Annotated in this window: 21 protein-coding genes and 1 pseudogene; 10 read left to right on the forward strand and 12 right to left on the reverse strand. The window is 76.0% G+C overall.

The window, feature by feature from the left end; translation table 11 throughout:
• Positions 1–524: 524 nt before the first annotated feature.
• The 4 genes from ACRYR8_RS16665 to ACRYR8_RS16680 form a co-directional block, all read right to left on the reverse strand.
• Positions 525–986, reverse strand: a complete 462-nt coding sequence (locus ACRYR8_RS16665; protein ID WP_432485595.1) for an ATP-binding protein — start codon at positions 984–986, stop codon at positions 525–527.
• A 116-nt stretch (positions 987–1,102) separates the two neighbouring features.
• Positions 1,103–2,464 (reverse strand): HRDC domain-containing protein, encoded by a 1,362-nt coding sequence (locus ACRYR8_RS16670; RefSeq protein ID WP_432485594.1) that lies wholly within the window; start codon positions 2,462–2,464, stop codon positions 1,103–1,105.
• A 143-nt stretch (positions 2,465–2,607) separates the two neighbouring features.
• Entirely contained in the window at positions 2,608–3,210 is a 603-nt protein-coding gene (locus tag ACRYR8_RS16675; protein ID WP_432485593.1) for a response regulator transcription factor, read from the reverse strand.
• Between the two features lie 128 nt (positions 3,211–3,338).
• Positions 3,339–3,959 carry a DUF3000 domain-containing protein gene (locus tag ACRYR8_RS16680; RefSeq protein ID WP_432485592.1) on the reverse strand — a complete coding sequence of 207 codons (621 nt, stop codon included), beginning with the start codon at positions 3,957–3,959 and terminating at the stop codon, positions 3,339–3,341.
• Positions 3,960–4,024: 65 nt separating this feature from the next.
• On the opposite strand from ACRYR8_RS16680, the gene hemE reads away from it, so the two are divergent.
• Genes hemE through hemQ form a run of 3 tightly spaced genes read left to right on the forward strand, consistent with a single transcriptional unit; the run spans position 4,025 to position 7,385 of the window.
• Positions 4,025–5,197, forward strand: coding sequence for a uroporphyrinogen decarboxylase (gene hemE / locus ACRYR8_RS16685; protein ID WP_432485591.1), 1,173 nt, complete (start codon positions 4,025–4,027; stop codon positions 5,195–5,197).
• The gene (gene hemG, locus ACRYR8_RS16690) at positions 5,194–6,600 is read left to right on the forward strand and encodes a protoporphyrinogen oxidase (RefSeq protein WP_432485590.1); all 1,407 of its coding nucleotides are present in this window, start codon (positions 5,194–5,196) and stop codon (positions 6,598–6,600) included. The genes hemE and hemG overlap by 4 nt, the downstream gene beginning before the upstream one ends.
• Before the next feature lie 56 nt (positions 6,601–6,656).
• Positions 6,657–7,385: a hydrogen peroxide-dependent heme synthase gene (gene hemQ, locus ACRYR8_RS16695; protein WP_432485589.1), complete on the forward strand. Its 729-nt coding sequence runs from the start codon at positions 6,657–6,659 to the stop codon at positions 7,383–7,385.
• 76 nt (positions 7,386–7,461) lie between these two features.
• Here hemQ and ACRYR8_RS16700 read toward each other — a convergent pair whose 3' ends face one another.
• From ACRYR8_RS16700 to ACRYR8_RS16710, 3 genes are all read right to left on the reverse strand, one after another.
• Positions 7,462–7,833: a hypothetical protein gene (locus ACRYR8_RS16700; protein ID WP_432485588.1), complete on the reverse strand. Its 372-nt coding sequence runs from the start codon at positions 7,831–7,833 to the stop codon at positions 7,462–7,464.
• 75 nt (positions 7,834–7,908) lie between these two features.
• On the reverse strand, positions 7,909–8,340 hold the full coding sequence (gene msrB / locus ACRYR8_RS16705) for a peptide-methionine (R)-S-oxide reductase MsrB (RefSeq protein ID WP_432485587.1): 432 nt from the start codon (positions 8,338–8,340) through the stop codon (positions 7,909–7,911).
• A 37-nt stretch (positions 8,341–8,377) separates the two neighbouring features.
• Positions 8,378–8,932, reverse strand: a complete 555-nt coding sequence (locus ACRYR8_RS16710; protein WP_432485586.1) for a hypothetical protein — start codon at positions 8,930–8,932, stop codon at positions 8,378–8,380.
• A gap of 101 nt (positions 8,933–9,033) precedes the next feature.
• Here ACRYR8_RS16710 and ACRYR8_RS16715 point away from each other — a divergent pair, with 101 nt between their 5' ends.
• Together ACRYR8_RS16715 and ACRYR8_RS16720 are read left to right on the forward strand one after the other, a co-directional pair.
• Positions 9,034–10,251: an alpha/beta hydrolase family protein gene (locus ACRYR8_RS16715; protein ID WP_432485585.1), complete on the forward strand. Its 1,218-nt coding sequence runs from the start codon at positions 9,034–9,036 to the stop codon at positions 10,249–10,251.
• Positions 10,252–10,388: 137 nt separating this feature from the next.
• Positions 10,389–11,492 (forward strand): AAA family ATPase, encoded by a 1,104-nt coding sequence (locus tag ACRYR8_RS16720; RefSeq protein WP_432485584.1) that lies wholly within the window; start codon positions 10,389–10,391, stop codon positions 11,490–11,492.
• A gap of 16 nt (positions 11,493–11,508) precedes the next feature.
• On the opposite strand, the pseudogene ribA reads toward ACRYR8_RS16720, so the two are convergent.
• From ribA to ACRYR8_RS16735, 3 genes and pseudogenes are all read right to left on the reverse strand, one after another.
• Positions 11,509–12,105 (reverse strand): annotated as a pseudogene (ribA, locus tag ACRYR8_RS16725) (GTP cyclohydrolase II); the annotation flags it as partial.
• A 136-nt stretch (positions 12,106–12,241) separates the two neighbouring features.
• Positions 12,242–12,655: a SufE family protein gene (locus ACRYR8_RS16730; protein ID WP_432485597.1), complete on the reverse strand. Its 414-nt coding sequence runs from the start codon at positions 12,653–12,655 to the stop codon at positions 12,242–12,244.
• A gap of 41 nt (positions 12,656–12,696) precedes the next feature.
• A complete protein-coding gene (locus ACRYR8_RS16735; RefSeq protein ID WP_432485583.1) occupies positions 12,697–13,602 on the reverse strand; it encodes a sulfurtransferase in 906 nt (301 codons plus the stop codon).
• 155 nt (positions 13,603–13,757) lie between these two features.
• Between ACRYR8_RS16735 and zapE the strand changes: the two genes are divergently transcribed.
• Positions 13,758–14,843 carry a cell division protein ZapE gene (gene zapE / locus ACRYR8_RS16740; RefSeq protein ID WP_432485582.1) on the forward strand — a complete coding sequence of 362 codons (1,086 nt, stop codon included), beginning with the start codon at positions 13,758–13,760 and terminating at the stop codon, positions 14,841–14,843.
• A gap of 125 nt (positions 14,844–14,968) precedes the next feature.
• Positions 14,969–16,153: a Na/Pi symporter gene (locus tag ACRYR8_RS16745; protein WP_432485581.1), complete on the forward strand. Its 1,185-nt coding sequence runs from the start codon at positions 14,969–14,971 to the stop codon at positions 16,151–16,153.
• 52 nt (positions 16,154–16,205) lie between these two features.
• On the opposite strand, the gene ACRYR8_RS16750 is transcribed toward ACRYR8_RS16745, so the two are convergent.
• Positions 16,206–16,868 carry an NUDIX hydrolase N-terminal domain-containing protein gene (locus ACRYR8_RS16750; protein WP_432485580.1) on the reverse strand — a complete coding sequence of 221 codons (663 nt, stop codon included), beginning with the start codon at positions 16,866–16,868 and terminating at the stop codon, positions 16,206–16,208.
• Positions 16,865–18,622 (reverse strand): malto-oligosyltrehalose trehalohydrolase, encoded by a 1,758-nt coding sequence (gene treZ, locus ACRYR8_RS16755; protein WP_432485596.1) that lies wholly within the window; start codon positions 18,620–18,622, stop codon positions 16,865–16,867. The genes ACRYR8_RS16750 and treZ overlap by 4 nt, the downstream gene beginning before the upstream one ends.
• Positions 18,623–19,013: 391 nt before the next feature.
• On the opposite strand from treZ, the gene betT reads away from it, so the two are divergent.
• The 3 genes from betT to ACRYR8_RS16770 are packed head-to-tail and all read left to right on the forward strand — an operon-like array spanning position 19,014 to position 24,218.
• Positions 19,014–21,098 carry a choline BCCT transporter BetT gene (gene betT / locus ACRYR8_RS16760; RefSeq protein WP_432485579.1) on the forward strand — a complete coding sequence of 695 codons (2,085 nt, stop codon included), beginning with the start codon at positions 19,014–19,016 and terminating at the stop codon, positions 21,096–21,098.
• A gap of 23 nt (positions 21,099–21,121) precedes the next feature.
• A complete protein-coding gene (locus ACRYR8_RS16765) occupies positions 21,122–22,591 on the forward strand; it encodes an aldehyde dehydrogenase family protein (protein ID WP_432485578.1) in 1,470 nt (489 codons plus the stop codon).
• A gap of 28 nt (positions 22,592–22,619) precedes the next feature.
• The gene (locus ACRYR8_RS16770) at positions 22,620–24,218 is read left to right on the forward strand and encodes a GMC family oxidoreductase (RefSeq protein ID WP_432485577.1); all 1,599 of its coding nucleotides are present in this window, start codon (positions 22,620–22,622) and stop codon (positions 24,216–24,218) included.
• The last annotated feature ends 51 nt before the right edge of the window (positions 24,219–24,269 follow it).

The raw sequence follows: 24,269 nt of genomic DNA on the forward strand, positions 1-24,269 counted from the left end.
CCCCCCCCCCCCCCCCCCCCCCCCCCCCCCCCCCCCCCCCCCCCCCCCCCCCCCCCCCCCCCCCCCCCCCCCCCCCCCCCCCCCCCCCCCCCCCCCCCCCCCCCCCGCCCCCCCCCCCCCCCGCCCCCCCCCCCCCCCCCCCCCCCCCCCGCGAGCGGGCCGCGGCGCCGGGCTCGCCGCTCCCGGTCGGTGCGGGGGAGCCGGGGGCGACGCCGGCCGCCGCGGCGACCTCGTCCCACCCCAGCGGTGCGCAGCCGGGCACGTGCACGCCGGTGTCGTCGGGGTCCACGTCCACCTCGTCGAGGACGCACACCGCCAACACGCAGCGCCGCAGGAACGCCCGGACGGGTGGCGGCTGACCGTGGCTCACGTCCGTGACCGTAGGCGATGGCCGCGGTGGCGCCCCGCCGCACCGGGCCCCGTTGCTCCGAACGGGTCACGTGGTCGCTCCGGCCGGACGCGGCGCCCGACGCTGCGCGCCCGCCGGTCGCGCGGGAGGTGTGAGCCGGGCAGCGCGGCCGGGGTCAGCCGGTCGCCAGGTGGAACCAGACCGTCTTGCCCGCCGCCGTGGCCTGCCGGGTGTCGTCCTCGTCGGGCTGCGGCCAGCTGACCGCCGCGTCCACCCCGCCCGACGGGCCCCCGGCCGCCTCCGCCTGCCGGCTGCGGTAGACGCCCCACGTGGTGGACAGGGCGTCCACCAGGGCGATGCCGCGCCCCTCGGTGGCCCCCGGCAGCTGCGTGCGCAGCGCCGGGCCCTTCGCCTCCCCGTCGGAGATCCCCACGACGATGCCCTCCGCGTCGTGGGTCAGCGTCAGCACCACCGGGCCACGGCCGTGCTCGAGCGCGTTGGAGACCAGCTCGCTGGTCAGCAGCTCGGCGATCCAGCGCCGCGCCTCCGGGAGGTGCTCGCTGGGGCACTGCTCGCACACCCAGTGGCGTGCCATGGCCGCCGCGGACAGCTGCTCGTCCAGCGTGAGGCGCTCCACCGCCCACCTCCACCCCTCGACACCGGCGCGTCGTCGACACCGTGCGCTCCAGCGTCCCGCAGCCTCGCGGCAGCGGCAAGACGAGGAGGTCCAGCTGGTGGGACCGCCGTCTCGGCTCAGCGGCCGGGCGCGGGCACCTGCGCCGCCCCCGGGGTCGTCGCCGGCGGAGCGGGCTCCTCGGGCTCCTCGACGGCCTCCGGGACCCGGGCCTCGGCGAGCGCGGTGGTCAGCTCCGCCGCCACCAGCTCCACCTGCCAGGGGCGGGCGCCCCGCTCGCGCAGCGCCTGCGCGACGGAGGCGCTGTCCAGCGGCTGCGGCGGCTGCCACGCCAGGCGCCTCAGCGAGTCCGGCTGCAGCAGGTTCTCCACCGGCACGGCGTGCCGGTCCGCGATCGCGGTCACCGCGGCGCGCGCGGCGGCCAACCGCGCGGCGGCCTCGGGGTGCTTGGCGGCCCAGGCCCGCGGCGGCGGGGGCCCGTCGCCGCGAACCGCCTGCTGCGGCAGCTGGGCGTCCGGCAGCTCCAGGCCGCGGGCCACGGCCGCGGCCCACACCTCCAGCCTGCTGCGCGAGGCGCGCCCCGTGAAGCCGCCCGTGGCGGCCAGCGCCTGCGGCGAGCGAGGCAGGGCGCGGGCGGCGGCCACGATCGCGGAGTCCGGCAGCAGCCGGCCCGGGGAGGTGTCGCGACGGCGGGCCTCGGCGTCGCGCGCCAGCCACAGCTCGCGCACCACGGCCAGCTGCCGGCGCGAGCGCACCGCGTGCAGGCCCGACACCCGGCGCCACGGCTCGGCCGGCGGTGCCGGCAGCGGGGCGGCGGCGACCGCGGCGAACTCCTGCAGGGCCCACTGCAGCTTGCCCTGCTCGGCCAGGCGCTCGGCGAGGGCGTCGCGCACCTGGACGAGGACCTCCACGTCCAGCGCCGCGTACGTCAGCCAGGGCTCGGGCAGCGGGCGGGTGGACCAGTCCACCGCCGAGTGCTCCTTCGCCAGCCGCAGGCCCAGCAGCTCCTCCACCACCGCGCCGAGGCCCACCCGGGGCAGGCCCGCCAGCCGCGAGCCCAGCTCGGTGTCGAACAGGGTCGTGGGGCGCATCCCCAGCTCCGCCAGGCACGGCAGGTCCTGGCTCGCGGCGTGCAGCACCCACTCCGCGCCGGCGAGGGCGTCGCCCAGCGCCGACAGGTCCGGCAGTCCGGTGGGGTCGATCAGGGCGGTGCCGGCACCGGCGCGGCGCAGCTGCACGAGGAACGCGCGCTGGCCGTAGCGGTAGCCCGAGGCGCGCTCGGCGTCCACGGCCACCGGGCCCGTGCCGGCGGTCATCGCGGCCACCACGGCGGCCAGGCCGGCCTCGTCGGTCACGACGGGCGGCAGCCCACCGGCCGGGGCGTTCAGCAGCGGCAGCTCGACGGCGGTGGCCCCGGTCGCGGTGTCCGCGCCCGCCTCCGCCGGCGGCTGGTCCTCTGGCTGTCCCCTCCTGGTCGGCACGGGCCCCACCGTACGTGCCGCAGGCACCGGAGGGTGCGCAGGGGCACGACCGGTCGGCGCGGCGTCACCGGCCGCTGCGCCCCGTCGGCCCGGACCTGCGGCGCGCAGCGGGGCGTGACCCGTCGGGTCGCGGCTCGGTGGGGTCAGTGGATGACGCCGGCCCGCAGGGTGATGGCGACCATCTCGGCGCGGTCGCCCGTGCCGAGCTTGCGCGCGATGCGCGCCAGGTGGCTCTTCACCGTCAGCGCCGACAGGCCCAGCAGCGCGCCGGTGTCCTTGTTCGAGCGGCCGTCGGCGACGTGCTGCAGCACCTCGACCTCGCGCTCGGACAGGCTGTCCACGCCCGCCTCGCCGGCACGGCCCTCGAAGCCCGTGCCCTCGGGGCGGGTCGTCACCAGGTAGCAGCGCACGCCCGCGGCCACCGCGCCGCGCACCGCGAACGGGTCCGCGTTGCTGGACAGCACCACGCAGCGGTTCCAGCCCGCCGCGCGCAGCTCCGAGACGAGCTGGGCGCCGGAGCCGTCCGGCAGCCCGGCGTCGGCGATGAACAGCGCGCGGGGGCCGGTGCGCGCCATGGCGCGGGCCTGGGCCACGCTGCCGGCGTGCTCGACGTTCACCGCACCCAGCATGCGCAGGGTCCGGGTCACGGACTCCCGCACGACGGGGTCGGCGACCGCCACCAGGGCGGCGAAGCGGCCGAGGCGTGACGGGACGGCCATCCCGGGGCGTTCGACGAGCGCAGTCACCGTCGTCCTCCTGCAGGAACTGGGCGCCCGCCTCCTGCGGTACGCCTCACTGAGGAGGTGATCGGCCCGAACCGGTGCGGACTTGACCGCCCGGGCGCGGCCGTTGCGCGCCGCGGGGGAGCCGCGCCTCAGCGCGGGGAGCGCGGCAGGGCGGTGACGCCCTCCGGCAGCGGCGGCAGCCCGGCCACCGTGCACAGCAGCACGCCCCAGGCGAGCAGGTGCGCGGCCACGTCGAACGGCGGCCCGTCACCCCCCGGGTCCTCCTCCGGCAGCGGCGTCCAGGAGGCGCGCAGCTCCACGTCCACCGACGGCGGCCGCTCCGCCAGCGCCCCGTACCCCTCCGAGAGCACCCGCGTGACGGTCCCGCCCACCCCGGCGGCGCGCGCGCCGTTCTCGCGCAGCCCCTCCTCCAGCCAGCTCCAGCCGACCTGCCCCAGCATGGGGTCCGCGCCCAGCTCCGCCTCCAGGTCCGCCCGCGCGTACGTGACGACGCGGAACGTCCCCTCCCACTCCGGAGGGGCCGACGGGTCGTGCAGCAGGATGAAGCGCCCCGTGGCCAGCTCCTCGCCGTCGACCACGACGTCCCCGGCCAGCGCCACCGCGTGCGGGGCGATCCGCGCCGGCGCCGGCACCTCGCTCAGCGCCACGTCCGCCCGGAGCCGCACCTCGCGCAGCGCGCGCACGGCGCGCTCGAAGGCGTCGGGGCCCGTGCCGTCGCGGGCCGCGCCGGGCACTCGGGAGAGCGTCACGGTTGGTGAGACTAGGGACGCGGGGCCCGGCGGCGGGCGCGGCGCGCCGTGCGACGATCGGGGTCGTGCCTGGACCCGCTGACGCCCCCGCCGCCCCCACCACCGCCCCGGGCGCACCGCACGAGGAGCACCTGCGCGACGCGCCGTACCTGCTGGTCGCGCGCGGCGACGTCGCCCGCGGCCTGCGCCCCGCGCGCACCCCGGTGTGGTTCATGCGCCAGGCCGGCCGCTCCCTGCCGGAGTACCGCGCGGTGCGCGAGGGCACCACGATGCTGGAGTCCTGCCGGCGCCCCGAGCTGGTCGCCGAGATCACCCTGCAGCCCGTGCGCCGCTACGGCGTGGACGCGGCGATCTTCTACTCCGACATCGTGGTGCCCCTGGAGGCCGCCGGCGTCGGGGTGGAGATCGTGCCCGGCACCGGGCCCGTCATCGCCGAGCCGGTGCGCACCCGCGCCGACCTGGACCGCGTGCCGGAGCTGGCGCCCGAGCAGCTGCAGCACGTCACCGACGCCGTCCGCCTCACCGTGGAGCAGCTGCGCGCCACCGGCACCCCCCTCATCGGCTTCGCCGGCGCCCCCTTCACCCTGGCCAGCTACCTGGTCGAGGGCGGGCCCTCCCGGGACCTGCTGCGCACCAAGGCCCTCATGCACGCAGACCCGCAGCTGTGGCACGACCTGGCCGCGCGCCTGGCGCGGATCGCCGGCGCGTTCCTGCGCGCGCAGGTCCTCGCCGGCGCCTCCGCCGTGCAGCTGTTCGACTCATGGGTCGGCTCGCTGTCCCTGGCCGACTACGAGCGGCACGTGGCGCCGCACTCCGCGGCAGCTCTGAGTGCCGTCGCCGACCTGGGCGTGCCGCGCACCCACTTCGGCACCGGCACGGGGGAGCTGCTCGGCGCGATGGCCGCCGTGGACGGCGGTGTCGACGTGCTCGGCGTGGACTTCCGGGTGCCGCTGGACGTCGGCGCGGCCCGCGGGCGCGCCGGCGCCGGCCGGCCGGTGGCCGTGCAGGGCAACCTCGACCCCGCGCTGCTGTCCGCCCCCTGGGACGTGCTGCGCGGCGAGGTGCACCGCGTGCTGGCCGCCGGTGAGCGCGCCGGCGCCGGGCACGTCTTCAACCTCGGCCACGGGGTGCCGCCCTCGGCCGACCCGGGCGTCCTGGCCCGCGTCGTCGACGAGGTGCACGCCTGGCGCGGCGCCGGGGACCGCGCAGACGACCGCGCCGGGGACGGCGCCGAGTGAGCGCGCCGGCCGCCCCGCGCCCCCGCGTCGTGGTGGTCGGCGGCGGCATCAGCGGCCTCGCCGCCGCGCGCCGGCTGCTGCACCGCGGCGCCGACGTGGAGGTGCTCGAGGCCTCGCCCCGCACCGGCGGGGTGCTCCAGCGCGCCGAGGTCGGCGGCGTCGTCGTCGACCTCGGCGCGGAGTCCGTCCTCGCCCGGCGCCCCGAGGCGGTGGACCTGGTGCGCGCCGCCGGGCTCGGCGAGGACCTCGTGCACCCGGCGACCGCCGCGGCCGCCGTGCGCTCGCACGGCACCCTGCACCGGCTGCCCGCCGGCACCCTCATGGGCGTGCCCGGCTCCGCCGAGCAGGTCGCCGGGCTGCTGGGCCCCGCCGCCGTCGAGCGCGTGCGCGCCGAGGAGGACCTGCCCGCCCCGCCGCTGGAGCACGACGTCGCCGTCGCCGACTACGTCGCCGGCCGCGTCGGCCGCGAGGTCGTCGACCGCCTCGTCGAGCCCCTCCTCGGCGGGGTCTACGCCGGGCACGCCGACCGGCTCTCCCTGCGTGCCACCGTCCCGGTCCTGTGGGAGCACGCCTGCCGCGGCGGCTCCCTGCTGGCCGCCGTTCGCGCGATCGCCGCCGCACGGCCCGCCGACGCCGGACCCGTCTTCGCCGGCGTCACCGGCGGGGTGGCCCGCCTGCCCGAGGCGCTCACCGCGGCCCTCACCGCCGCCGGGGCCACCGTGCGCACCGGCAGCCCCGTCACCGCCCTGGAACGCGACCCGGCAGGTGGCTGGCGCGTCGGCACCCCCGGCGGCACCCGCACCGCCGACGCCGTCGTCCTGGCCGTGCCCGCTCCGGTCGCCGCGGCACTGCTGCGTGCCGCCGTGCCCGGCGCCGCCGCCGAGCTGGGCGCCGTCGAGACCGCCGGCATGGTCATCGCGGCGCTCGCCGTGCCCACCGCCGAGCTGGCCGGCCTGACCGGATCCGGGGTGCTCGTGCCCCCCGTGGAGGCCGCCGCCGCGGGCCTGCGCGTCAAGGCACTGACCCTGTCGGCCAACAAGTGGGACTGGGTGGCCGCCCAGCGCCCCGACGTTCGGGTGCTGCGGGTCTCCCTCGGCCGCGCCGGCGAGCACGAGGCCCTCGACGCCGACGACGCCGACGTGCTGCGCTGGGCCACCGCCGACGCCTCGACCCTGCTGGGCCGCGAGCTGCACCCGACGGGCTCGGCGGTGGTGCGCTGGGCCGACGGCCTGCCGCAGTACGCCGTCGGACACCGCGACCGGGTCGACCGGGCGCGTGCCGCGGTCGCCGCGGCCGGAGGGCTGGCCCTGGCCGGCGCCGTCCTGGACGGGGTGGGCGTGCCGGCCTGCGTGGCCGCCGCCGCCCGCGCCGCGGACGAGGTGCTGCCCGCCCCGGTGGAGTGACGCCGCTCACCCGGCCCCGGTCCGGGCCGGGGGCGGCGCGGGTGGACGATGGGGGCATGAGCCAGGAGACCCCGAACGCCGCGGCGCCGGCCGCCGTGCGCACCAGCGCCGAGGAGATCAACAACACCATCGCGTACACCATGTGGTCGGTGTTCGCGGTGCGCGACACCCTCGGCGACGCCGACCGCGCCGAGCTGGCCGCCGAGGTGCAGGCGCTGCTCGACGAGCTCGCCGGCAAGGGCCTGACGGTCCGCGGCCTCTACGACGTCGCCGGCCTGCGCGCCGACGCCGACGTCATGGTCTGGTGGTACGCGGAGACCGTCGAGCTCGTGCAGGAGGCGTACCGCCGGCTGCGCACCACCCGGCTGGGCCGGCACCTGGCCCCGGTGTGGTCCCAGGTCGGCCTGCACCGACCGGCGGAGTTCAACCGCGGCCACGTGCCGGCCTTCATGGCCGGCGAGCGCGCCCGCGACTACCTGTGCGTGTACCCGTTCGTGCGCTCCTACGACTGGTACCTGCTGCCGGACGACGAGCGCCGCAAGATGCTGCGCGACCACGGCCTGGCAGCCCGCCCCTACGAGGACGTGCGCGCCAACACCGTCTCCGCGTTCGCGCTGGGCGACTACGAGTGGCTGCTGGCCTTCGAGGCCGACGACCTGCACCGCATCGTGGACCTGATGCGCGACCTGCGGAACACCGAGGCCCGCCGTCACGTGCGCGAGGAGGTGCCGTTCTACACCGGCCCGCGCGTGCAGCTGAGCGAGCTGGTCGCCTCGCTGCCCTGACGCACCGGGCGCCCACCGCGTGCGAGAGCCGCCGTGCCCCTGCGGGGACGGCGGCTCTCGCACGTGGTGACGGCGCTCAGAGGCGCTCGGGGTCCTCGGCGTCGGCGGCCGCGACGTGGTCGCCGAGCCCGAGGTGCCCGCCGCCGCCCGCCTCGTCCGGCTCCTCCTGCGTCACCCGCTCGTCGATCGTCTCGTTGTCCGGGTCGACGTCGTCGCTCATGAGCTCCTCGGTGGCGTGGCTCACCTGGCGGCCCGTGTCGTACGTGTCGTCGTCCGCGTCGTGCAGGAGGGTGTCGGTGCGCAGGGCGCCCAGCTCGTCCCCGTCGTCGGGGCCGGCGTCGATCGAGGTGTCCTCCTGGCGCAGGTCCGGGTCGTCCAGCGGGTCCAGCTGCGGGTCCGCGGGCTGGGGGTCGCTCGTCCGGGCGGTGTAGGAGTACGGCTCGCTCATGCGCTCCACTCTGCCCTCGGCGCCGGGCCGCCGCACCCGCAGCGGGCCCGGTGCGCCGTGCTGCCCCCGAACGCGTCAGGCCCCGGTCGGGCGCAGGGTGAGGCTGATCCCGTTGATGCAGAACCGCTGGTCCGTGGGCGTGGGGAAGCCCTCGCCCTCGAACACGTGGCCCAGGTGCGAACCGCAGGTGGCGCAGCGCACCTCGGTGCGCACCATGCCCAGAGAGCGGTCCTCGACCAGCTCGACGGCGTCGGAGTCCTTCGGGTCGTAGAAGGACGGCCAGCCGCAGTGCGAGGCGAACTTCGTGCTGCTGGTGAACAGCTCCGCCCCGCAGGCCCGGCAGGCGTACACGCCCTCGGTCGGGTCGTCCTCGTACTCGCTGGTGAACGGCCGCTCGGTACCGGCCTGGCGCAGCACCGCGTACTCCTGCGGCGACAGCTCCTCGCGCCACTGCTCGTCGGACTTCGTGACGGCGTACTTCTTCGCGGTCGACTCCGGGGTGCTCATGCCCGGTCCAACCTCCTCGCGGCGGGGGGTGTTCCGGTCAACCGAGCCGCATGGTGCCGGCGTACAGGTGCAGCACCGGCACGCCGAGGGTGTCGCGGGCGCGGGAGGCCCAGTCGGTGTGGAAGGTGTCCTCCACGGCGTGCGGGCGGGTGACGACGACGAGCTCGCGCGCGTCCGGCTCGGTGCGCAGCACCTCGCGCACCGCCGGCATCGGGTCGTCGCCGGTGGTGCGCCCCTCGGCGTGCAGGCCGAGCGAGCGCAGCTCCTCCAGGGTGCGCGCCAGCGCCGACTCGGCCCCGGCGCGGGCGCGCTCGGGGTCGGGCCGCCCGGCGCGGACCTCCTCCAGCGCGGCGCGCAGCTCACCGAGGCTGAGGTGGTCCAGCACGTCCACCAGCAGGTTCCGCTCGGTGTCGGCGGGCACCAGGACGACGTGGCGGACGGGCTCGTCCCGGTGCAGGGCGGCGATGTTGCCGGCGTCGATCTCGCCCAGCGCCTCCTCGGTGAGGACCACGACGGTCCAGGGGGCGTCCGCGGACTCCTGCGGGGTGCGCTCCTCGGGCTGGTCGGCGGGCGGGACGGCGGGGTGGCTCACGCCGGCCACGCTACCGGGGGTGCCGTGCGCGGGCCCGTGCGGCTGCGGCAGGATCACCGCGTGGTCCAGGAGCAGAACGCGGCAGCGGCGGGGGTTCCGGCGTGAGCGGCCGGCGCCGCGCGCTCGTGGTCGCCGCCGCCGGCACCGGCGCGACCGTGGCCGCCGGAGCCGTCGCCGGCACGGCCGTCGCGACCGCCTTCGCGCGGGCGGTGGTCACCCCGGCCCGGGACAAGCCCGACGACGTGGAGGTCCTGCAGGTCGGCCCGCGCCGCGTCGTGCTCGCGGCCACCGCCGACACCGTCGTGCCCGGCCGCTACGGGGTGTGGACCGACGGCGGGCGCGGGCACTTCCGGGTGGGCGAGGTGCTGGAGACCACCGGTGAGCGCGTCACCCGCGAGCTGCTCGGCGTGGACGCGGGAACCCCGCAGCCCGGCTCGGGGCGCTGGAACCAGTACTGCTACGCCGGAACCCCGAGCAGCGCCCTGGGGCTGGCGCACGAGGACGTCCTGGTGCGCTCGGAGGTGGGGGACCTGCCGTGCTGGCGGGTGCCCGCCCCCGCGGACCACCCGGCGCAGCCCGAGGCGCGGGACACCTGGGCGGTGCTCGTGCACGGCCGCGGCGCCACCCGCGAGGAGGCGCTGCGGGCGCTGCCCCTGCTGCACGGGCTGGGGCTGACCTGCCTGGTGCCCTCCTACCGCAACGACGCCGACGGCCCGGCGTCCCCGGCGCACCGCTACGGCCTGGGCGAGACCGAGTGGCGCGACGTGGAGGCCGCCTGCCGGTACGCCCTGGACCGCGGTGCGCGCCGTCTCGTCCTGGTGGGCTGGTCCATGGGCGGGGCGATCGTGCTGCAGCTGGTGGCGCGCTCGGAGCTGGCGGACCGGGTGGCCGCCGTCGTCCTGGACGGGCCGGTGCTGGACTGGTACGACGTGCTCGACCACCAGGCGCGCCGCAACCGCGTGCCGGTGGGGCTGGGCCGGTTCGGGCTGGCCCTGCTGGGGCACCCGCTGGGCCGGCGCCTGGTCGGCCTGGAGCAGCCGGTGGACCTGCGCCGCATGGACTGGGTCGGCCGCGCGCAGGAGTTGCGGCTGCCGCTGCTGCTGCTGCACTCCGACGCCGACGACTACGTGCCCCCGGGCCCGTCGGCGCGGCTGGCCGAGGCCCGCCCGGACCTGGTGACGTTCGTGCGCAGCGGCACCGCCCGGCACACCAAGGAGTGGAACGTGGACCCCGACGGCTGGGAGGACGCGGTGCGGAGGTTCCTGAGCACCCACCTCGAGCGGGCCGCGGACGGGGACCGGGGCCGGCCGGGGGGCTGATGGCCGCGGGTGCCGCCCCGTGCGCCGGGCCCGGCCGTGACGGGGACGCCGGGGCAGCGCCGCCCCCGGCGGTGCCCGGGTGCGCGTGCGGCACCTGCGCCGGGCGCGCCGCGTGCGGGCGCGGGACGTCGGCACCGGTGGTGCTGGTCCTCGTGGGCGCCGCCGGCAGCGGCAAGACGACGCTGCGCCGCGCCCTGCTCGCGAGCGCGCGCGGTGCGCTGCCGGTGGTGAGCCTGGACGACCTGCGCCGCGAGCTGCGCGCGGCCGACGCGGCGGCGGGCCGGCCGGTGCGGGACCTGCAGGGCTACTCGCTGCCGGCGGTGCGCCGCGCGCAGCGCCGCTGCCAGGCGCTGGCGGGACTGGGGGCGGGGTACCTGGCCGACGCCACCCACCTGCGCCGGGCCGAGCGCGTGGCGCACGTGCGCACCGCCCGGGCGGCCGGCCTGCCCGTCGAGGCGGTGCTCATGCCGCCGCTCCCGCTGGAGGAGCTGCTGCGCCGCGACCGGGCCCGCCCCGCGGACGAGCGGGTGCCGGCGGACGTCTTGGCCCGCCACGCGCACCGGCGCTCGCTGCTGGGCGCGCAGGGCCTGCGCGCCGACGGGTTCGCGGTGGTGCACGAGCCGGTCGCCGTGCCGAGCGCCCGGGACTGCCGCAGCATGGTCGGCGGGTGCAGCCCGCAGCCCGCGGCACGGACGGACGGGGACGGTGTGCAGGACGTGGAGCAGGTGGCAGTGGGATCCGGGGTCCCCGGGAGCGCGCGGGGTGCGCTGCTGCTGGCCGCGGCCGGGCGCGGTGCGCTGGCCGGGCTGGCGGGGGTGGCCGCGATGACGGCCGGCGAGAAGGCCGAGCAGGCGCTGACGCACCGGCCGGACTCGTACGTGCCGGCGCGGGCGCTGCTGGGCCTGCTGGGGCGCCCGGTCGGGGACGGGGAGCGGCCGTGGCTGGCGAACCACGTGATGCACTGGGGCACCGGTGCGACCCTGGGTGCCTTGCGCGGGGTGTGGTCGGCGGTGGGGCTGCGCGGGCCGCGCGCCTCCCTGACGCACGCTGCGGTGCGCCTGGCGTTCGACCAGACGGCGGAGAACGTCTCGGGTGCGGGAGCCCCGCCGCACACCTGGCCGGTGCGCGAGCAGGTCGTCGACGTGGCGCACAAGGCGGTCTACTCCCTGGTGACGGGGCTGGTGGCCGACCGCCTCGTCGCGCCGCAGCTGCGCTCGCAGCGCGGCACGGACAGCCACTGACCCGTGGCCGGCGGCGTCAGGACACGCCCGGCAGGCGGTGCCCCATCCGGTCGCGCTTGGTGCGCAGGTAGTGCACGTTGGCCGGCGTCTGGGCCACCGGCAGGTCCCGGCGGGCCAGCACGGGCACGCCGTGGCCGCGCAGCGCCTCGACCTTGACGGGGTTGTGCGTCATGAGCTCCACGTCGCGCACGCCGAGGTCGCGCAGGACGGCGGCGGCACCGGTGTAGTCGCGCGAGTCCACCGGCAGGCCCAGGTCGAGGTTGGCCTCGACGGTGTCGCGGCCGCGCTCCTGCAGGGCGTAGGCGGCGATCTTCTCGGCCAGGCCGATGCCGCGGCCCTCCTGCCCGCGCAGGTAGAGCACGACCCCCCGCCCGCGCTCGGTGATCGCGGCGAGCGCGGCGTGCAGCTGGGGCCCGCAGTCGCAGCGCAGCGAGCCGAGGACGTCACCGGTGAGGCACTCGGAGTGCAGGCGGACGAGCACGTCGTGCCCGTCGCCGATCTCACCGGCGACCAGCGCGAGGTGCTCGACCCCGTCGGCCTGCCGGTAGGCCACGGCGCGGAAGGTGCCGTGGGTGGTGGGCAGGTCCGCCTCGGAGACCCGCACGACCGGCAGGGCCGGGTGGTCCGCTGCCGGAGCCGCGGTGCTGGACTCCTGGACGTCGGTCACGTGCGTCTCCTCGCGCCGGCCGCCGGCGAGCGGCGGGCAACTGGTTGCAGGTTCAAGGGTACCGTGCCGGGGCGCGGTCCCCTCAGGAGGCGGTGGCCACCCGGACCTGGCGCTTGACCCGGGCCAGCATCCCCGTCATGCCGCGCATCCGCAGCGGGCTCACCGCCCGCTCCAGCCCCAGGCGCGAGCACACGTCCGGCGGCAGGTCGAGCACCTCGGCCGCGGGCAGCCCGTCCAGGCCCTCGCGCAGCACCCCGGCGAACCCGCGCGTCGTGGGCGCCTCCGGAGGCGCGGAGACGTGCAGGTGCACCGCCGAGGACCCGTCCACCTCGACGTTGACGAAGACCGGCGACTGGCACTCGTCCACCCGCTCCATGAGCTCCGGGTGGTCGGCCAGGTGCGGCGGCAGCGGCGGCAGGCCCTGGCTGAACTCCAGCAGCAGCTGCAGCCGCTCGCGCTCGGGCAGCGCCTGGAACTCCTCGACGATCTCCGCCATCGCCGGCGGCAGCCCCGCGGTGGGGGAGAAGACGTCCTCGCTCACCGGCGCACCGCCGGCGCGTCGCCCTTGTCCGGGCCCACGGCGATCGGCACGCGCACCGCGTTGCCCCACTCGGTCCACGAGCCGTCGTAGTTGCGCACCTTCTCGAAGCCCAGCAGGTGCGTCAGCACGAACCAGGTGTGGCTGGAGCGCTCGCCGATGCGGCAGTAGGCGATCACGTCGTCGTCGGGGGCCAGGCCCTTCTCCCGCTGGTAGATCGCCTCCAGCTCCTCGCGCGTGCGGAACGTGCCGTCCTCGGCGGCCGCCCGCGCCCACGGCACGCTCTCGGCGCCGGGGATGTGCCCGCCGCGGACCGTCCCCTCCTCGGGGTAGTCCGGCATGTGGGTGCGCTCACCGGTGTACTCCTGGGGGGAGCGCACGTCGACGAGCCGGCCGCCGAGGTGCGCCAGCACGTCGTCCTTGAAGGCGCGGATCGAGGCGTCCTGGCGCTGGACGACGGGGTAGTCGGTCGGCTCCGGCTGCGGCACCTCCGTGGTCGTCTCCCGGCCCTCGGCGATCCACTTGGCGCGCCCGCCGTCCAGCAGGCGCACGTCGGGGTGGCCGAAGAGGGTGAACACCCACAGCGCGTAGGCGGCCCACCAATTGTTCTTGTCGCCGTAGATCACCACGGTGTCCTCGCGGGAGATCCCCTTGCGGGACATCAGCGCGGCGAAGCCCTCGCCGTCGACGTAGTCGCGCGTCACCGGGTCGTTGAGCTCGGTGTGCCAGTCCACCTTCACCGAGCCGGGCACGTGCCCGGTGTCCCACAGCAGGACGTCCTCGTCGCTCTCCACGACCTTCAGCCCCGGCTCGCCGAGGTGCTCGGCCAGCCAGGAGGTCGTGACCAGCTTCTCGGGGTGGGCGTAGGCGGCGAGCTTGTCGTCGCCGTCGAGGGGCAGGGCCACTGTCGTCCTCCGGGGGAGTGGGGGCGTCTCGCGTCCGGCGGGCCGGCGCCCGCAGCAGCCCCAACAGCGCACCGCGCGGTCGCGTTCCCGCCGCGTCGCGATACTGCCAGACGCCCCGGACGCCGGGAGCCGTCCGCCTCACTACCCTTGCCCGGGTGAGCCGACCGGAGGAGACGCCCGTGCAGCCCCAGGAGCGGACCTCGGCGGGCTCCCTGGTCGAGCGGGACCCGCGGGTGCCGCCGGAGCAGCTGGTCGCGGAGCTGGTGCCCCCGCCGCGCTTCTCCGGCGTGCGTTTCGCCAGCTACGTGCCCGCGCCCGACCAGCCCACCCAGGCCGAGGCCGTGGCGACGATGAGCGGCTTCGGCGAGCGCGTCCTGGCCGGCGGTGGCGGGCGCGGCGGCGGGCTCGCGGGGCTGTTCAAGCGGCGCAGCGCCCCGCAGGGCCCACCCGGCGTGTACCTCGACGGCGGCTTCGGCGTGGGCAAGACCCACCTGCTGTCCTCGCTCTACCACCAGGTCGTCACCGAGGGCGGTCGCACCGCCGCCTACGGCACCTTCGTGGAGTACACCAACCTCGTCGGGGCCCTCGGCTTCCGGCAGGCCGTGGACGCCCTGGCCCCCCACGACCTGGTGTGCATCGACGAGTTCGAGCTGGACGACCCGGGCGACACGGTGCTCATGTCCCGGTTGATGCGCGAGCTGGTGGACCGCGGCGTCAAGCTCGCCGCCACCTCCAACACGCTGCCCGGTGCGCTGGGGGAGGGCCGCTTCGCCGCGCAGGACTTCCAGCGCGAGATCCAGGCCCTGGCCGGGCAGTTCGCGGTGCAGCGGGTGGACGGCGAGGACTACCGCCACCGCGGGCTGCCCGCCGCCCCCGCCCCGCTGGACGACCTCGCCGTCGAGCGCGTCGCCACCGCCCGCCCCGGCGCGACCCTGGACGACTTCGAGGCCGTCGTGGCGCACCTGGCCCGCGTGCACCCCAGCCGCTACGGCGCCATGGTGCGCGACACCGCGGCGGTGTGCCTGCGCCGGGTGGGCACCGTCTCCGACCAGATGGTGGGCCTGCGCCTCGTCGTGCTCGCCGACCGCCTGTACGACCGCGACATCCCCGTCGTGGCCTCCGGTGTCCCCTTCGACGCGCTGTTCACCGACGAGCTCCTGCACGGCGGGTACCGCAAGAAGTACCTGCGCGCGGTCTCCCGGCTGTCGGCGCTGGCCCGCGACGGCGCCGCGCTGGCCTGACCCGGGCCGGGGGCAGCGCGACCGGAGCGCCACGGCCCCGCCGCGCCCGGTTGCGGCGCTCGTCACCGGGGGTTCACCGGCGGGGGTACTCCTCGGGCGTCGCGCACCCGACCCCGGAGGGCCCCATGGCACACCGCACGCGCACGCACGACGTCCCCGCCCAGCCGCAGCCGCAGTCGCCCGACGGTCCACGCCCCAGCGGCAGGCAGGTCGCCGTCCGCGCCCTGCTGGCCCTGGTGCTGCTGTACCTCTTCCTCGTCGCGGTGGGCGTGCTGGAGGACGGCATCGCCCAGATGGGCGAGGGGTTCGGCGACGCGGTGCTCGAGGGGGTCAGCCACCCGCTCTCGGGCCTGTTCGCCGGCGTCCTCGCCACGATCCTCGTGCAGTCGTCCTCGGTGACCACCTCCACGATCGTCGGCCTCGTGGCGACGGGCGTCGTCCCCGTCGAGACGGCCGTGCCCATGGTGATGGGCGCCAACATCGGCACCACCGTGACCAACACGATCGTCACGATGGTCAGCATGCGCCGGCGCGACGAGTTCCGGCAGGTCGTCGCGGCGGCGACGATGCACGACCTCTTCAACTTCCTGGCGGTGCTGGTCCTGCTGCCCCTTGAACTGCTGACGGGCTTCCTGTCCTCGGCGGCGCGCTGGCTCGCCGGCGTCGTCGCGGACACCGGCATCACCGGGGTGGAGACCACGAGCCCGCTGGCGATGGCCACCGACCCGGCCAACGCGGCGGTCGAGACGGTCCTGTCGGCCCTGGTCCCGGCGGGGGCGGGGCTGGGCACGGTCATGCTCGTGCTCGGCGTCCTGGCCCTCTACGTCACGATCCGGTACCTCAGCAAGAACATGCGGGCGGTCATCGCCGGGCCCCTGCAGGAGAAGGCGAACCGGTCGGTCGGGCGGGCCGGCGGCCTGGTCGGCATCGCCGTCGGCACGGTCGCGGCGATCCTCGTGGTCAGCTCCTCCATCGTCACCGTCACGCTGCTCCCGCTGGTCGCCGCCGGGGCCCTCACCGTGCGCAACGCCTACCCGATCACCCTGGGCGCCAACCTCGGCACCACCGTGACGGCGCTGCTGGCGGCGCTGGCCACCGGCCAGCCGGAGGGCCTCGTCATCGCCCTGGTCCACGTGCTGTTCAACGTCACCGCCGTCACGCTGATCTACCCGCTGCCGCGCATCCGGTACCTGCCGGTCCGCCTGGCCGAGGGGCTGGGCGCCCTGGCGGCGCGGCGCCGCTGGGTCGTGCCGGTCTACACCGGCGGCGTGTTCGTCGCCCTGCCGGTGGTCGCCGTCGCCGCCGGCTGACCCGCGCGGCGGGGCGGCCGGACCGCCGCCCCGCCGTCCAGGTCCGACCTCGCTAGTCCCACTCCGTGGGCAGCGAGGTGTCGCGGTGGTGCGCCAGCACCCGCTCCAGCTCCGCCCGCGTCACCCGCGCCCCCGACAGCTCCGGCAGCTCGTCCAGGCCGAACCAGCCGACCTCGAGGGTCTCCAGGTCCTGCGCGGTCACCGGCTCGCCCACGAGCCGGCACAGGAAGAACAGGTGGAACACCGACACCGGCAGCGGCGGCTGCTTGCCGCGCACGTCGCGCTCCCACACCGCCACCAGCTTGACCGGTTCCACCGGGTAACCGGTCTCCTCCAGCACCTCGCGCACCGCGGCCTCCCCGGGCCGGTCGCCGGGGTCGACCCAGCCACCGGGCAGGGACCACAGGCCGTCGCTGCGCTCGCGCAGCATGAGCAGCCGCTCCTGCTCGTCGACCACGCCGGCGCGCACGTCCACCTTCGGGGTGGCGTACCCGGCGTCGCGGCCCAGCACGAGCCGCAGCTCCTCCACGGGCGTGCCGGACACGCTCGCCAGCAGGCTCGCGGCCAGCTCGGCGATCTGCCGGTAGCGGGCGGTGTCGTAGTCCTTGGTGGTGTCGCCGACGGAGTACGCCAGGCCGTCCTGGGCCAGGGCGGCGAGCCGCACCGCGGCCCGCCGCACCTCCTCCGCCCGCTCGCCGCCCCCGGCGGTGCTCACGCGACGCGCACCACGGCGACGCCCTCACCGGCGAAGCGCACGCCGCCCGCGCGCAGCTCCGGCGCCGGCCCGGACGGGAACGCGGCCAGCACCTCCACCGGGTCACCGCCGACTGCCACGTCGTCCCCGCCGCCCAGCGACACGACCACGCGGTGCCGGCCGCGGTGCAGCACCAGCGCGCCGCCCGCGGTGTCCACGCGCACCTCGCGCAGGTCGTCCGAGCGCAGCTCCGGCACCTCCCGGCGCAGCCGCGTCAGGGTGCGGTACCACTCCAGCACCCGGGCGTGCGGCTCCTGCCCGGGCTCGTCCCAGCGCAGCACCGAACGCTCCCTCGTCGCCGGGTCCTGCGGGTCGGGCACGTCCTCGGCGCTCCAGCCGTGCTCGCCGAACTCCGAGCGCCGCCCGCGGCTGACCGCCTGCCCCAGCTCGGGATCCGGGAAGGAGGTGAAGAACTGCCACGGCGTGGAGGCGCTCCACTCCTCGCCCATGAAGATCATCGGGGTGAAGGGCCCCAGCAGGTACAGCGCCGCACCGGCCGCCAGCCGCGCCTCGCCCAGCAGGTGGCCGATGCGCTCGCCGACGGCGCGGTTGCCCACCTGGTCGTGGGTCTGCAGGTACCCCAGGAACGCCGTTCCCGGCACCCGGGCCCGGTCGACCCTCTTCCCCCACACCTCGCCGCGGAAGCTGGAGAACCGCTCGGCGTGGAAGAACGCCTCCTCGAAGGTGGTCTTCAGCACCTCGGGGGAGCCGAAGTCGGCGTAGTAGCCCTGGCGCTCGCCCGTCAGCAGCGCGTGCAGGGCGTGGTGCACGTCGTCGTCCCACTGCGCGGTCATGCCGAAGCCGCCCTCCGCGGTGGGGGTGACCATCGCGGCGTCGTTCAGGTCGGACTCGGCCACCAGCGACAGCGGCCGCCCCACCTCGCGGGAGAGGGCGGCGACCTCGTCGGCCAGCTGGGCGAGCACGTGGGTGGGGGAGTCGTCGACCAGGGCGTGCACGGCGTCCAGGCGCAGCGCGTCGACGTGGAAGTCGCGGAACCAGCGCAGCGCGTTGTCGCAGATCCAGCGGCGCACCTCCTGCGAGCCGGTGTCGTCGAGGTTGACCGCCGCCCCCCACGGGGTGTCGTGCTTGTCCGTGAAGTACGGCCCGAACTCGGCGAGGTAGTTGCCGCTGGGGCCGAGGTGGTTGTAGACGCAGTCCAGGGCCACCGCCAGGCCCCTGCCGTGGCAGGCGTCGACGAACGCGGCGAAGCCCTCCGGCCCGCCGTACTCGTGCTGCACCGCGTACGGCGCGACGCCGTCGTAGCCCCAGTTCCACGGCCCGTCCCACGCCGAGACGGGGAGCACCTCCACGACCTCCACGCCCAGTTCGACGAGGTGGTCCAGCTTCGCGGCGGCCGCGGCGAAGGTGCCCTCGGGGGTGAAGGTGCCCACGTGCATCTCGTAGAAGACCGCGCCGCGCGCCTCGCGCCCGCGCCAGCCGTCGTCGCTCCAGGTGAACGTGGAGGGGTCGACCACGGCGCTGGCGGCGTGGACCCCCTCGGGCTGCCAGCCCGAGCGCGGATCGGGGCGCGCCTCCCCGCCGTCCAGGGAGAAGGCGTAGCGGGTGCCGTGCCCGGCGCCCTCCACCTCCGCGCTCCACCAGCCCTCCCGCGGTGAGTCGCTGCGCTGCATCGCGTGCCGCGCCGCCCCGTCACCGGTGCCGACCACCAGATCCACCCGCTGCGCCGCCGGCGCCCACACCCCGAACCGCTGCATCCGCACCATGGCCCCACCTTGTCGGACGGTGCCCGACCCGGCGACCCGTGCCTGCGCAACGGTGGTGACGCGTTTGACAGCAACCGTTGGCCTGGACCTAAGGTGTCACGTCGTCCGGCGTCGATCGCACCGTCGGACAGCCGCGCCGCCGGACCGCTGCACCGCGCCCGCACCGTCGATCGTCGTCCCCGCCCGGACCCGTCCCGGTGCCGCCCCGGGCGGTGCGCGTCCCGCACCGCCCGGCACCGACCACCCGGTCAGCTGCACCGTCCGACCTGGCGCACCCGAACGCGCCGGCACGATCAGGAGGACCCGTGAGCCCCGTGAGCACCGCACCGACGGCGAGGACGGCCGGGCGCCCCCGGCGCCGGGCGGGGAGGGGGAGCGCCGCGTGAGCGCTCCGGGAACCCCCTCGGCCGGTGCGTCCGCCGCCGGCACCTCGCCGCACGAGCAGGAGGCCCGGCTGCGGGCACCGGTCTTCTGGGGGGCGGCCGTCGCGGTCCTGGCGATCGCCGGCTGGATCCTGCTGGCGCCGGAGTCCGCTTCCGCGGTGATCGCCGCTGCGGTCGGCTGGGTCGGGACGTGGTTCGGCTGGTACTACATCCTCTTCGCCACCGTCGTGCTGGTCTTCGTGGTGCTCCTGGCCGTCTCCCGGTACGGGCGCACCAAGCTGGGGCCGGAGCACTCCTCACCGCAGTTCAGCACCTTCGCCTGGGTGGCCATGCTGTTCGCCGCCGGCATCGGCACCGACCTGATGTTCTTCGCGGTCGCCGAGCCGGTGACGCAGTACCTGCAGCCGCCGTCCGGGGCGGGCGGCACGGTCGCCGCCGCCCGCGAGGCGACCGTGTGGACCCTGTTCCACTACGGCATCTCCGGCTGGGGCATGTACGCGCTCATGGGGATGGCGCTGGGCTACTTCTCCTACCGGATGAACCTCCCGCTGGCGATCCGCTCGGCGCTGTACCCCGTGTTCGGTCGGCGGGTGCACGGCGCGATCGGCCACGGCGTCGACATCGCCGCGATGCTGGGCACGATCTTCGGTGTCGCCACGTCGCTGGGCATCGCCGTCGTCCAGCTGAACTTCGGCCTCTTCGTCCTCTTCGGCGTTCCGGAGGGCCCCGCGGCGCAGATCGGCCTCATCGCCCTCGCCGTCGTCCTGGCGACGGTCTCCGCCATCACCGGCGTGGACCGGGGCATCAAGCTGCTGTCGCAGCTCAACGTCCTGCTCGCCGTCGGGCTGGCGCTGTTCGTGCTCGTCGCCGGTGACACCGTGCTGCTGCTCAACGGCCTGGTCATGAACGTCGGCGACTTCGCCAGCGGCTTCGGCGGCATGACCATGGAGACGTTCGCCTGGGAGGGACCGCAGGACTGGCTGAACGCCTGGACGCTCTTCTTCTGGGCCTGGTGGGCGGCCTGGGCCGCCTTCGTCGGCATGTTCCTGGCACGGATCTCCCGCGGCCGCACGATCCGCGAGTTCGTCATCGGGACCCTGACGATCCCCTTCGTCTACATCGTGATGTGGATCTCCATCTTCGGGAACAGTGCCATCGCGGCGGTCCGCCGGGGCGGCGCGGACTTCGGCGAACTGACGGTGAGCACCCCGGAGCGAGGTTTCTACACCCTGCTCACGCAGTACCCCGCCTTCACCTTCGTGGCCGGCCTGGCGACCGTGGTGGGCCTGCTGTTCTACGTGACCTCCGCCGACTCCGGTGCGCTGGTGATGGCGAACCTCTCCTCCCGCCTGCCGACCCCGCACACCGACGCCGGCACGGGCCTGCGGGTCTTCTGGGCGGTGGCCACCGGCCTGCTCACCGTCGGCATGCTGCTGGTCGGCGGGGTGACCGCGCTGCAGAGCGCCACGGTCGTCATGGGCCTGCCCTTCACCTTCGTGATGCTCCTGGTCATGGTGGGCCTGTACAAGGCGCTGCGCGTGGAGGGGCTGCGCGACGTCAGCAGGGCTTCGAGCCTGCCCGGCCGCCTCTCCGGCCGGACCCCCGGCGTGCCCGAGCGCCGCGACGGCGACAGCTGGCGCCTGCGCCTGGGCCGCGCCATGGGCTTCCCCACGCACGACGCCGCCCAGCGCCACCTGGACGAGGTCGTGCTGCCCGCGCTGCGGGAGGTCGCCGCCGAGATGTGCCAGCGCGGGGTCTCCGCGCAGGTCGGCTGGACCACCGACGCGCTGGGCGACCGCTACGTCGAGCTGGCCGCGGACCTGCAGGGCGCCCAGCCGTTCTGCTACCGCGTGCACCGGGACGACGTCCCGGTCCCGGTGTTCGCCCGCGACAACGGACGCCGACCCGGCAGCGCCGCCCCGGAGGCGTACTCGCGCCTGGAGGTCCACCTCACCGAGGGCGGCCAGGGGTACGACGTCATGGGTTACACGCACTCCCAGCTGATCGACGACGTGCTGGACCAGTACGAACGACACGTGGAGTGGCTGCGGCTGCAGCAGGACTCCACCCGCCAGCAGAGCTGATCCCAGGACCAGGAGGCCCCACCGTGCCCGAGCTGTTCATCGACTCCACCTGGCGCTCCGCCGCCGAGGGTGGCCGCCGCGACGTCGTCAACCCCTACGACGGCCAGGTCTTCACGACCGTCGACGAGGCCTCCGCCACCGACGCGGAGGCGGCCGTCCTCGCGGCCCGCCACGCCTTCGACACCGGGCCGTGGCCGCGCACCGGCGTGGCGGAGCGCTCGCAGCTTCTGCGCCGCGTCGCCGACCTGCTCGAGCGCGACCGCGAGGAGATCGCCCGCACCGAGACCCTGGACACCGGCAAGACGCTGGTGGAGAGCCGCGTCGACGTCGACGACGTGGCCGCGGTGTTCCGCTACTACGCGGACCAGGTGCTCATCGAGGTCGACCGCACCGTGGACGTCGGCCGCGACGACGTCGTCAGCCGGGTCGTGCACCACCCGGTCGGCGTGTGCACCCTGATCGCGCCGTGGAACTACCCGCTGCTGCAGATGTCGTGGAAGGTCGCCCCCGCTCTGGCCGCCGGCAACACCGTCGTCCTCAAGCCCAGCGAGGTCACCCCGCTGACCACGGTCCACCTGGTGCGGCTGCTGGTCGAGGCGGGCGTACCCGACGGCGTCGTCAACCTCGTGCTGGGGGCGGGGTCCGCGGTCGGGCCGGTCCTGACCGAGCACCCGGCCGTCGACCTGGTCTCCTTCACCGGAGGGCTGGAGACCGGCCGCGCGATCCTGCGCTCGACCGCGCAGACGGTCAAGCGCACGACGGTCGAGCTGGGCGGCAAGAACCCCCAGCTCGTCTTCGCCGACGTCGACCTCGACCGCGCCGCCGACACCGTCCTGACCGGGGTGTTCCTGCACGCCGGTCAGGTCTGCTCCGCGGGCACCCGGCTCATCGTGGAGGAGACGATCGCCGACGAGCTCGTGGCCCGCGTCGCCGAGCGCGCCCGGCGCGTCCGGCTGGGCAACGGGCTGGACGAGGGCACCGAGTCCGGGCCGCTGGTCTCGGCGGTGCACCGGGAGAAGGTCGAGGGCTACGTGCGCCTCGGGCTGGAGGAGGGTGCCAGGCTCGTCACCGGTGGGCGCCGCCCCGCGGACCCGGCCCTGGCCCGCGGCTTCTTCTACGAGCCCACGATCTTCGACGGTTGCGACCGCTCGATGCGCCTGGTGCAGGAGGAGACCTTCGGACCGATCATGACCGTCGAGCGCTTCCGCACCGAGTCCGAGGCCGTGGCGCTGGGCAACGACACCGCCTACGGACTCGCCGGCGGGGTGCAGACCGGCGACGAGGAGCGCGGCGAGCGGGTCGCGCGCGCGCTGCGGCACGGCACGGTGTGGATCAACGACTTCGGTCCCTACGTGCCGCAGGCGGAGTGGGGCGGGATGCGGATGTCCGGCAACGGGCGGGAACTGGGACCCGCGGGCCTCGCGGAGTACCGCGAGGTGCAGCACGTGTGGCGCAACACGAAGCCGGCGGCAGCCGACTGGTTCAAGGGCTGACGGTGTCGGCCGGAGGAGAGGGAGAACGGTGAGCACCACGACCCCCGTCGAGGAGTTCGACTACGTCATCGCGGGAGGCGGCACCGCCGGGTGCGTCGTCGCCGCCCGGTTGTCGGAGGACCCGTCGGTGACGGTGTGCCTGCTGGAGGCGGGTCCGAGCGACGTCGGCGACGAGAACATCCTCAAGCTGACCGACTGGATGCACCTGCTGGACTCCGGTTACGACTGGGACTACCCCGTCGAGCCGCAGGAGAACGGCAACAGCTTCCTGCGCCACGCCCGCGCGAAGGTGCTCGGCGGCTGCTCGTCGCACAACTCGTGCATCGCCTTCCACCCGCCCGCCGAGGGGCTGGACGCCTGGGAGGCCATGGGCTGCACGGGGTGGGGCGCGAAGGACGTGCTTCCGCTCGTCAAGCGGCTGGAGAACAACGACGGCCCGGGCGAGCACCACGGCCGCAGCGGGCCGGTGCGGCTGCGGACGATCCCGCCGGTGGACCCCGCCGGCGTCGCGCTGCTGGAGGCCGCCGCCGCTGCCGGGCTGCCGACGGTCCGGTACAACGAGGGCGCCACCGTGATGAACGGCGCCGGGTGGTTCCAGATCAACGCCGGTGATGACGGCACGCGCATGTCCAGCTCGCACGCCTACCTGCACCCGATCCTCGGCGAGCGCCCGAACCTCGAGGTGCGCACCGGCTACTGGGTGGAGAAGGTCCTCGTCGAGCAGGACCCCGCGGACGGCGCCCACCGCGCCACGGGTGTGCAGTTCATGGCGCCGGACCTCATCCACCACGGCACGGTGAGGGCCCGCCGCGAGGTCGTGCTCTCCGCCGGCGCCATCGACACGCCCAAGCTGCTGATGCTGTCCGGGATCGGCCAGCCCGGGCAGTTGCGCGAGTTCGGCATCGACGTCCTCGTCGACGCGCCCGGGGTGGGGGAGAACCTCGACGACCACGTCGAGGGCCTCGTGTTCTGGGACGCCCTGCAGCCGATGGTCACCGCGTCGACGCAGTGGTGGGAGATCGGTGTGTTCGCCACCACCGAGCTCGGCCGTGCGGCCGGCACGAACGTGCCGGACCTGATGATGCACTACGGGTCGGTGCCGTTCGACCTGAACACGGTCCGCTGGGGGTACCCGACGACCGACAACGGGTTCTGCCTCACGCCCAACGTCACGCAGGGCAGGTCCCGGGGGACGGTGAAGCTCCGCTCCCGCGACTTCCGGGACCGCCCGAAGGTCGACCCCCGCTACTTCACCGACCCCGAGGGGCACGACCTCGCGGTCATGACCGAGGGCATCCGGCTCGCCCGCCGGATCGTCGAGCAGGAGCCGATGGCTCCGTGGGCCGGCGCGGAGCTGGCCCCCGGCAAGGACGTCGTCACCGACGACGAGATCGCCGACTACATCACCAAGACCCACAACACGGTCTACCACCCGGCGTGCACCGCGCGGATGGGGGTCGAGGACGACCGGATGGCGGTCGTCGACCCGCGGCTGCGGGTCAAGGGCGTGCGCGGCCTGCGCATCGCCGACGGCTCGATCATGCCCTTCCTGGGCGCGGTGAACCCCAACATCACCACGATGGCGATCGGCGAGAAGTGCGCCGACATGCTGGTCGAGGACCGCTGAGGTCCCCACCCCGAACGCACCGGGGGCGCTGCACCGCGACGGTGCAGCGCC

The sequence above is a fragment of the Kineococcus esterisolvens genome, assembly GCF_050871405.1.
Taxonomy (GTDB): domain Bacteria; phylum Actinomycetota; class Actinomycetes; order Actinomycetales; family Kineococcaceae; genus Kineococcus.

Bases quoted from the DNA above. Each gene is read 5' to 3' on its own strand.
- ACRYR8_RS16745 (WP_432485581.1), top strand. From the start codon at position 14,969: ATGGCACACCGCACGCGCACGCACGACGTCCCCGCCCAGCCGCAGCCG.
- ACRYR8_RS16730 (WP_432485597.1), bottom strand. From the start codon at position 12,655: ATGGCGGAGATCGTCGAGGAGTTCCAGGCGCTGCCCGAGCGCGAGCGG.
- msrB (WP_432485587.1), bottom strand. From the start codon at position 8,340: ATGAGCACCCCGGAGTCGACCGCGAAGAAGTACGCCGTCACGAAGTCC.
- ACRYR8_RS16700 (WP_432485588.1), bottom strand. From the start codon at position 7,833: ATGAGCGAGCCGTACTCCTACACCGCCCGGACGAGCGACCCCCAGCCC.
- treZ (WP_432485596.1), bottom strand. From the start codon at position 18,622: ATGCAGCGGTTCGGGGTGTGGGCGCCGGCGGCGCAGCGGGTGGATCTG.
- hemQ (WP_432485589.1), top strand. From the start codon at position 6,657: ATGAGCCAGGAGACCCCGAACGCCGCGGCGCCGGCCGCCGTGCGCACC.